This window comes from Synechococcus sp. R5-12 (genome assembly GCF_047502655.1).
In the GTDB taxonomy this organism is placed as follows: domain Bacteria; phylum Cyanobacteriota; class Cyanobacteriia; order Thermostichales; family Thermostichaceae; genus Thermostichus.
In genome coordinates this window covers 25,924-34,461 of the sequence record NZ_JANSIM010000084.1, presented here as the reverse complement: position 1 = coordinate 34,461, position 8,538 = coordinate 25,924, and the positions used below count along the sequence as shown (strand labels likewise).

Here is an 8,538-nt window from a genome sequence, read left to right as displayed (position 1 = left end):
ATCAAGCGCGTCTATCGCAAGCTGGCCCGCCAGTATCACCCCGATGTCAACCCTGGGAATAAGGCGGCAGAGGAGCGCTTCAAGGAGATCAACGAAGCCTACGAGGTGCTCTCAGATCCGGAAAAGCGGCGGCGCTACGACCAGTTTGGGCAGTACTGGCAGCGGGTGGGTACTGGTTCTGCTGCTGGAATGCCGGGCATGGAGGGCTTCGCCCAATACGCCAGCTTCGAGGAGTTTATCAACGAGCTGCTGGGCCGTATGGGATCCCGCCGCAGCGGGTTCCAGGGCTTCAGCGGCGGCTTTGGGCCGTTTGTCTCGGTGGATCTGCCGGGGCAGGATGTGGAGGGCACCCTGGGTCTCAGTTGGGCAGAAGCTTTCCACGGCACCCAGAAACGGCTGAACCTAGATGGAGAAACGCTAACCATCCGCATTCCCCCCGGCGCTAAGCCGGGCAGTCGCATCCGCGTCAAGGGCAAAGGCCAGGTCAGCCCCTTTGGCGGGCCAAGAGGGGATCTCTACCTCACTTTGGAGCTGCCCCCCCATCCCTTCTTCCGCTTTGACGGAGACAACCTGCTCTGCGAGCTGCCCATTACTCCTGACGAGGCGGCTTTGGGAGGGACGGCGGAAGTTCCCACCCCTACGGGTCGCGTGCAACTGAGGATCCCTGCCGGGGTAGACAGCGGCCAAACCCTGCGGCTGCGGGGCCAAGGCTGGCGGGATCCCCAAGGCCAGCGGAGCGACCTGCTGGTGCGGCTGAAGGTGGTGGCGCCCAAATCCCTTTCCCAGACCGAACGGGATCTCTACGAAAAGCTGCGGCAAAGCCGTAGCTGGGATCCCCGCGCCCACTTGCAGGAGGTGAATCTATGAGCTTGGCGATTGTGCGGGTGGAAGAACGGCTCTATACCTTTGAGCAGGCCACGGAACTGTTGGGGATCCCTCCCCACCTGCTGGAATGGCTGCTGGCTCAGGGCTTAGTGGAGGCCGAGAGCAGCTACCTGACCCCCCAACAGCTCAGGCGGTTGTTGCAAATGAGCCGCCTACACCGAGACTTGGGGCTTAACTGGACGGGGGCGGCGATGGTCTTGGACATGGCTCAGGAAATTGCCCGGCTCAGGGGGCAACTGCGCCACTACCGCGGATTTTGAGGCTGCCCAGCTAACCCATCAAGGAGATAAACTTCGATGAACCCTATGGAACAGATCATCCGACGTAGCCAAGTGGTGGGCCTGCTGGCCCTCGATGGCAGCACTGCTACCGCATTGGGTACCGTAGAAGAAATCTGGGTTGACCCAACAGGGCGGGTATGCTACTTCACCAGCCAGCAGGGGTACACCCCCCTGGAGCAGATTTCTCTCATCGGGCCAGACGCGCTGCTGACCTACTCTACCGTTTTTGCTACCCCCCTAACCCCCATCAGCTCTCTTTACCGCCGCACAGTGCGCATTGGGAATCGAGAGGTCGGCTGGATTGAGGACTTTCTCTTTGACTGGGAGACTGGAGCGATTGCCGCTTATATTCTGGGTGGCAGCATTGCCGAGCCTTGGGGGGGGCGCGCCGTTCTCCTGCCTGAGGACGTGGAAGCCATTGATGTGGACGCGGTGGTGGTCAAGGAGGATGCTCCGCAGCGGCTGAAATCGGAAGCGGAAGGCTTGAAGAACTTTTGGAGCGAAAAATCTCGGCAGGTGAAACAGCTTATCCAGCGCATGGGGGATCGCCTCAAGGCGTTGGTTGGCCCACAGGATCCGCCGGAGGTGGTGCGCGTTAAGGTGAAGCAGGTGCGGGACGAGCTGGCCAAAGGGGGCAAGTTCGATCTCTCCCTACTGGACGAGGCGGCAGAGTTTCTGCAACACAAGTGGGAAACCTGGCAACATCGCCTCAGCCGCGCCGCTCAGCGCATGCAGGCTGCCCTTCAGGCTGCTTGGGAGAAGCTGACCGAATAGCAAAGAATGACTCTGCAACCTCTGGCCTGCGGTCGCCTCAGATGCTGCACATTTGCTTCCCAACTGCTTCCCAACTCCCCTCTTCCTCTGGGAAAGGGGCTGGGGGGCAACAGCATGAGGTGCTTGGGGAGTCCGTCCCACTGCTCGACCGGAACTGTTGCAAGCCAGTCCTCGACCAAACCCAGCTGACGGACGGCGGCTTTTTCGGCTACGATCTAAGATCGCTGTCAATGCTCGGATCAGGTTTCAAGACCCCCGCAGGGCACCTGTACGGCAGGGAGAAAGATGACTTACGCAATTGTGGAAACCGGCGGTAAGCAGCTTTGGGTGGAGCCGGGGCGTTTTTACGAGGTCGATCGCCTGGCGGAAGTGGAGGAGAACAGCCCCTTCGATTTGTCTCGTGTGCTGTTGATCAACCACGAGGGACAAATCACGTTGGGGCATCCCTACGTTTCGGAGGCGGTCGTCAGGGCACGGGTTTTACAGCATCGGCGCGGCGATAAAATCATCGTCTACAAGATGAGGCCAAAGAAAAAGACCCGCAAAAAGAGGGGTCATCGGCAACCGCTGACCCGTCTGCTGATCGAGTCTATTGAACTCAATGGGGTGCCCCTAGCCACGGCACCATCCCGTACGGAAGCGGCTCCAGAGTCTAACCCAGAGGCAGCCCCTTCGGCAGCGGCGACAGGGATCCCTGCGGATGAGGAATAAACTCTGAACTCAGGTGTCCTGAATCCCGATTTTTTTATCTCGTTTCTGTTGATCACGCAGTTGCATAGGAGGCGTTATGGCTCATAAGAAGGGAACGGGCAGCACTCGCAACGGTCGAGATTCCAATGCCAAGCGGCTGGGGGTGAAGCGCTATGGGGGCGAGCTGGTGCATCCCGGCCACATTCTGGTCAGGCAGCGGGGCACCAAGTTTCACCCAGGGGTGAACGTGCGCATCGGCGGCGACGACACCTTGTATTCTGTGGTCACCGGCATTGTGACTTTTGAGCGCTATGGCAAGTGGCGGCAAAAGGTGAGTGTCTACCCAGCTGAGGTGGCTGCCCAGTAGGGAAAGGCCCAGCTTTGAAACTGCCTGGGAGAGTTTCTTCCGCAAGAGAAGATTCTCGCTTCTGTCGACCAAGCTGCTTGCCGGGCTGAAAACTGTCTGCTCCAAAGCAGACAGGGTTTTGCTGTTGCTGATTCCTGAACTTTTTTCGTTCTTGAGGATTGGGGCCAGCCGGAAGAGAAGAGGAGCTAGGGATCCCTGACCCTTCGAGGGCGAAAATGGCAAAAGCGTGGAAGGCAGAAAGCTGATGCGGGTGTATTTGTTTCGCTGGGCAGGGTTGCTTCACCTCATTGCCGGGGTGATGTACCTCTACTGGCGACTGACAGCCGGGTTGATGGATTTGGGATCCCTTTTGTTTTGGGGGGCAGAGCTGTATGTTTGGCTGGCGGCGGTGGGCTTTACCCTCAGCCGCTATCCCCAAGTGCCGAGAGAGACGATCCCATCCCCAGAGGTCCTGCGGCGGTCGTTTTTCCAATTGCCGCGGGTGGATGTGCTGGTGATGCGCCAGTGGGATTCCGTAGAGGCAACCCGGCAGACGGTGCTCTCGGCTCTGCACCTCGACTACCCTTGGGAGCGGTTGTTTGTCCACATTGTGGATCGGGTAGAGGATGAGGAGATGGCCAAGGCGGCCCGGGCCATTCCCTGCGAATACTGGGCCTGCCCTAGCCCCACAGCCGACCCCCTGGCTTACGCGATGGGATCCCCTCATATCCAAGGGGAGTATCTCCTCCTAGTACAGCCGGGCCATTTTCTCGAGCGGGACTTCCTGTGGCAGACCTTGCCCCACTTTTACGACTCGCCGGAGCGGGCTCCAATTGTCAACCGAACTGGCTTTGTGCAGGCAATGCTGCGCACCCTAGGCCAGCCCAGAGCCGTTCACCCACTGCAGCAGCTCTTGGCGGTGGGATCCCAGGGCTACCAGGCGGCACCCCTGTTGGGTTCTGGCTGTCTCATCCGGCGCAAGGCTTTGGAAGGGATCCCGCGGATCGACATTCGCCGCCCTGTGCAGTTGGGGTGTCAGATGCACTGCCGTGGCTGGCAATCTCAATTGGTTCGCCAAACCCAGGTTACGGGTGTTTTGTTGCCCTTGCGCAACCGCCGCGTTGCTTTGCTGGCTTTGTTTTCGGCCTTGAGGGAAAATCCCTTCTGGGGCAAGCCGACCACGCAGCAGCAGCGCTTTCAATACCTGTGGCTGGCCCTCTGGGCTGCCGGTGGGATGGCGGAGCTGGTCTACTTGGCGGTGCCGATGGTCTTTCTCTGCACAGGGTGGATGCCGGTGCCGGCCTTTGACCGGGTCTTCTTCGCGTGGTTTTTGCCTTATGCTCTCCTAGGGCGCATCAGTTGGCTCTTGGCCTTTCCCCCGCATTTGTGGGGGGCAGCTTGGCAGTCGGAACGGCAGACGGGCAGCCAGTTTTTCCAGTCCATCCAGGCGCTGGTGCAAGGTCTGCAGGGAGTGCCCCCCTATCCCGAGCAGCCTTCCCAGCTCTCCTTAGGACCTCAGGCTCTGGCTATTGTGCTGACTTTTCTGGCTATGGGGGTGGGATCCCTGCGTTTTGCCGGCAGTTGGGATCCCTCTTGGTCTGAGCTGCTGTTTGGCTTGGTCTGGGCCTTCTACAACCTGATGATCCTGACGGTGCGCCCCGACGATCACGATTTTGCCGGCTTTGCTTTTCCCAGCAGCAGCGCCGCTGCGGCGACAGAAGAGAGCGCCGACCCATAGGCTGCCAAGCCAAGACAAGTTCATCGCAAAACCAAATCCCCACATCCATTCAGCTGCTGCATGGATGAAATGGCAGGCTGCCGCGGCAGATGGTGGGCAAACGCTATGCTGTGAGAAGTGTAGGATAAGTGGATCGGCACAGGTTGTCTCCAACTCTCCGGGGAGGTGTACCGGTGGAGAGGGGGGATCCCTGGCCAAGTCGCCCCTCCTGTTTGCAGGATTGAACGCGGTCTTCTAGGTTCAGAACGACACACCTGTGGAGTCAGAGAGACCCCCCCTTCGACTGCTCCCCCTGGGTACGGATCCCTGGCAGCAGGGCTGTGCCTATTGGCTGGAGATGGGATCCCACCGTTTGCTTCTCGATTGCGGGTTGCCCGCTCCTGCCCTCTTTAAGGCTCTGCCAGGGATCCCGGATGCGGTAATCTGCAGCCATGCTCACTTTGACCATGTGCAGGGGCTACCTGCTTTTCATCGTCGTTACCCTCAGGTACCTCTCTACGCCACGCCGGTGACTGCTCATTTGGCCGCTGGTCTGTGGGAGTGTGGCGTTTGGCCAGGCTACGACCGGGACATTCGCTTTCCCCCCTTTCGGGCGCTGCCTTTGGGCCGGGCGCGAGAGATTTTGCCCCATCTGATGCTCACTTTCTTTGCGGCTGGGCATCTGCCGGGAGCGGCGGCAACCCTGCTGCAAAATACCCAAACCACTCCGGCCCAAGCCTGCGTGTACACGGGCGACTGTTCCCTGGCCTCAACTCGCTTTGCCCCCGGCTTGGATCTCATTGCTTTGCGCCACTGGCAGCCGGACGTGTTGCTCATCGAGGCTTCGCTGGGATCCACCCGCCATCCACCCCGTCGTCACCTGGAAAATCGCCTGGTGGAGCGGTTGCTCAGCGCCTTGGAAGCGGGGCAAACGGTGCTGTTTCCCCTGCCAGTGTTGGGGTTGGGGCAGGAGCTGATCTTTCTCCTCAAAGCCCACCACCGCTTTACCCAAGCCCCCCAAGAGCTCAAGATATGGGTGGCGCCGGGGCTGGCGGCAGGCTGCAATCTCTACGAGCGCTTGCTCACCTACCTGCCGGAGCCGGTGCGCAATTTCGCCACCTACCAGCCCTTGTTCTGGGAAGACCGCCTGCAGCCGCGGGTTCAGCCCCTTACCGAAGCGGATCCTCTGCCCCAAGGCTTGCTGCTGTGCGACGCCGATGCCGGGCCTGAGGCTTGGGATCCAATTTGGTCGAGATTGCTGGCCCAACCGCAGCGCTCCTGTCTGCTGGTGCGGCTGCCAGAGGTGGAACTGGCTACCCCGTTTGAGCGTTGGCCGGCGCCGCTGCGCTCCCGCATTGCCGTTGAATGGATAACCTGGCACAGCCACAACGATGTCGGGCATCTCACCCAGATCGTCCACACCTTTCGCCCCCAGCATTTGGTCTTGGTTCACGCCGACCCCCAGCAGGCTCAAGATCTGGCGGATCTGCCGGAGCTGTGCAATCGCTACCATGTCCACTGCCCTCAGCCTGGGCATTGGCTGGAGTTGCCCGATGGGCACCTACAAACCCCAGTTAGGCTCGCGGAGCTGAAGGCCGGTTCCCCCGCCGAGATCAGGGATCCCCCTTTGCGCTATGAGGGGGAGGTGGAAGAAGTTTGGCAGGAGCAGGGGTCGCCGCGGACTTTGGCGGGGGTACAGGTGCGTCTGCCGCCCCAGATCACCCAGGATCCCCGTTGGCTGGCCTGGGCCGATACCGGCCTGGTGGAAGCCCGCTGGCAGGGATCCGAACTGGTGCTGCGCGGCCTTTCTCCACGGGAGCTGATCCGCCCGGCAGAGGCTGCCCCTTCTCCAGCAGGGATCGTGCCGCGTCCAAAACAGCCTTCTGTATCCAGTCATCACGGTGGCAAAAAGTGCCAAAATTGTCGCTTTGCCCGCCAGATCTTGACTTCCCAGACCCAAGCCTTTCGCTGTGATCAGGAGCGTTCCCCCCTCTACCGCCTCAGGGTGGATCCCCAGGGGAGCTGCCCCTACCATCAGCCGCAGGAGATCCGCTCTTCCGGTTAGCCGTCAAGCCAGGGAAGCCCAAAGGCTAGAATGGGGCAAGTCGCGGTGCCAACCATGCTTGAGCAAGATTCCTGGGCAAATCATCGCCGTGGGCCGGTCGGATCCCTGGAGCGCCCAGCCGAGGCCTTGGCTGCGGCCAGCCCGCCCGTGGTGCAGATGGTCGGGGTGAACAAAGTCTATCCACTGCCGGAGGGCAGTTTTCAGGCCCTCTACGATATCGACTTGGCGATCCAGCCGGGAGAGTATTGCGCCATTATGGGGCCCTCTGGATCCGGCAAATCCACGTTGATGAACCTCATCGGCTGTTTGGATCGGCCCAGCTCAGGGCGCTACTGGCTGGATGGGGTGGAAGTTTCCACGCTGACCGATCGCGATTTGGCCCACATTCGCAACCAAAAAATCGGCTTTGTCTTCCAGCAGTTCCATCTCCTGCCCGTCCTGACAGCGCTGGAGAACGTCATGCTGCCCTTGGCCTATGCCGGGATCCCGGAGCCGGAGCAACGCCGGCGGGCCAAGCAAGCCCTAGAACAAGTAGGCTTGGGGAGCAAACTGCAGCAGCGTCCGGCCCAACTCTCCGGCGGCCAGCAGCAGCGGGTGGCGATTGCTCGTGCCATTGTCAACCGACCCCAACTGTTGCTGGCTGATGAGCCGACTGGGGCTCTGGATAGCCATACCGGCCAGGAAGTGCTGAACCTTTTTGCGGAGCTCCACCGGCAGGGCATCACCCTGGTCGTGGTCACCCATGACCTTGAAGTAGCCCAGGCCGCCCAGCGCATTATCCGGGTTGGGGATGGCCGTTTGCTGGATTGAGGAAGACAGGGATCCGCCTGGGGGCAGTTGGGTTCAGGAGAGTTCCCAGTTGCGGTGAACTGGCGTGCCGGATGGATCCCTGGCCTCACTTTGGGTGAAGGTCGAAGGGAATGTCTTAAACGGGCATGGGATAACCCTATCTAGGATGGCCCAGCTTGGGCTACTCTAAACGCAACTGAGGGCTTGGGAAGAGGATCCGTCCATGAAACTGATCGAAGATATCATCCGGTTTTTGGAAACCCGCCTGGAGGAATTTCTCAGGGCCCACCCCGAGATCGAGCTGCAAGCCCTCGATGAGCAGTTGCGCCAGCAGGAATCGGATACCCTGCAGCTGTTGCAGGAAAGCCGCGTCCAAGAGGAGGCTCTCCAAAAAAGCATTCTCAACTTAGCCGAGGAGATTAAAACCTGGCACTTTCGCATTGAGAAGGCGCAGCGGGCCAATCGTCCCGATCTGGCCGAAGGAGCGCGACGCCGGGAGGCTGAGCTGTTGGAGAGGGGCAGCCAGCTATGGGGTCAAATGAAAGCCCAAAAGGAGAAAATCCAACAAATGGAAGCCCTGCTGCCGCAGATTCGCCAGCGCCGCCAAGAAGTGAAGGCTAAGCTGCAAGAGGTAAGAGCCGCGCAAGCCAAAGGCATCGACAACCCGGACCGGAATTTCAGCCCTTGGGGAAAACCTTCCGAGGCTTGGGATGAATTGGAAGAGCAATTTCGTCAGCTAGAGGTGGAAAACGAATTGAATGACACGAAGAGGAAGGTGCAGGAACAGCAGCGGCGATAACGGCCTGACCCATGTCTAAAAACTTTGTTAATTTGCTAATGTTGAATCCAGTTGCAACGGCCAAAATCGAGCTGGGCGGAACTTGTGATTTAAGCCCTTGGTCTCAAGAGCCATAGCCACATCATTTCCAGAACTTTCTCTGGCACCGACCGGGAAGAAAAGTCTCTCCTCTCCCCCAAGAGTGATACGCTA

Annotated in this window: 9 protein-coding genes; all 9 read left to right on the top strand. The window is 60.0% G+C overall.

Annotated elements, in window-relative coordinates; genetic code table 11:
* Positions 1–867: DnaJ C-terminal domain-containing protein (locus tag NW843_RS05140; RefSeq protein ID WP_414522312.1), on the top strand; the 867-nt coding region annotated here is incomplete at its 5' end.
* Entirely contained in the window at positions 864–1,145 is a 282-nt protein-coding gene (locus NW843_RS05135; RefSeq protein ID WP_011432385.1) for a chaperone modulator CbpM, read from the top strand. The genes NW843_RS05140 and NW843_RS05135, both read left to right, overlap by 4 nt.
* Before the next feature lie 36 nt (positions 1,146–1,181).
* On the top strand, positions 1,182–1,940 hold the full coding sequence (locus tag NW843_RS05130; RefSeq protein WP_414349974.1) for a photosystem reaction center subunit H: 759 nt from the start codon (positions 1,182–1,184) through the stop codon (positions 1,938–1,940).
* Positions 1,941–2,225: 285 nt separating this feature from the next.
* Positions 2,226–2,651 (top strand): 50S ribosomal protein L21, encoded by a 426-nt coding sequence (gene rplU, locus NW843_RS05125; RefSeq protein ID WP_011432383.1) that lies wholly within the window; start codon positions 2,226–2,228, stop codon positions 2,649–2,651.
* Between the two features lie 76 nt (positions 2,652–2,727).
* Positions 2,728–2,997 (top strand): 50S ribosomal protein L27, encoded by a 270-nt coding sequence (gene rpmA, locus NW843_RS05120; protein WP_011432382.1) that lies wholly within the window; start codon positions 2,728–2,730, stop codon positions 2,995–2,997.
* A gap of 226 nt (positions 2,998–3,223) precedes the next feature.
* On the top strand, positions 3,224–4,714 hold the full coding sequence (locus NW843_RS05115) for a cellulose synthase (RefSeq protein ID WP_414522311.1): 1,491 nt from the start codon (positions 3,224–3,226) through the stop codon (positions 4,712–4,714).
* 256 nt (positions 4,715–4,970) lie between these two features.
* On the top strand, positions 4,971–6,758 hold the full coding sequence (locus tag NW843_RS05110) for an MBL fold metallo-hydrolase (RefSeq protein WP_414522310.1): 1,788 nt from the start codon (positions 4,971–4,973) through the stop codon (positions 6,756–6,758).
* 54 nt (positions 6,759–6,812) lie between these two features.
* Complete coding sequence (locus NW843_RS05105) at positions 6,813–7,568, top strand: ABC transporter ATP-binding protein (RefSeq protein ID WP_011432379.1); 756 nt, start codon at positions 6,813–6,815, stop codon at positions 7,566–7,568.
* 202 nt (positions 7,569–7,770) lie between these two features.
* Positions 7,771–8,346 (top strand): TIGR04376 family protein, encoded by a 576-nt coding sequence (locus NW843_RS05100; RefSeq protein WP_414522309.1) that lies wholly within the window; start codon positions 7,771–7,773, stop codon positions 8,344–8,346.
* Positions 8,347–8,538 lie beyond the last annotated feature (192 nt).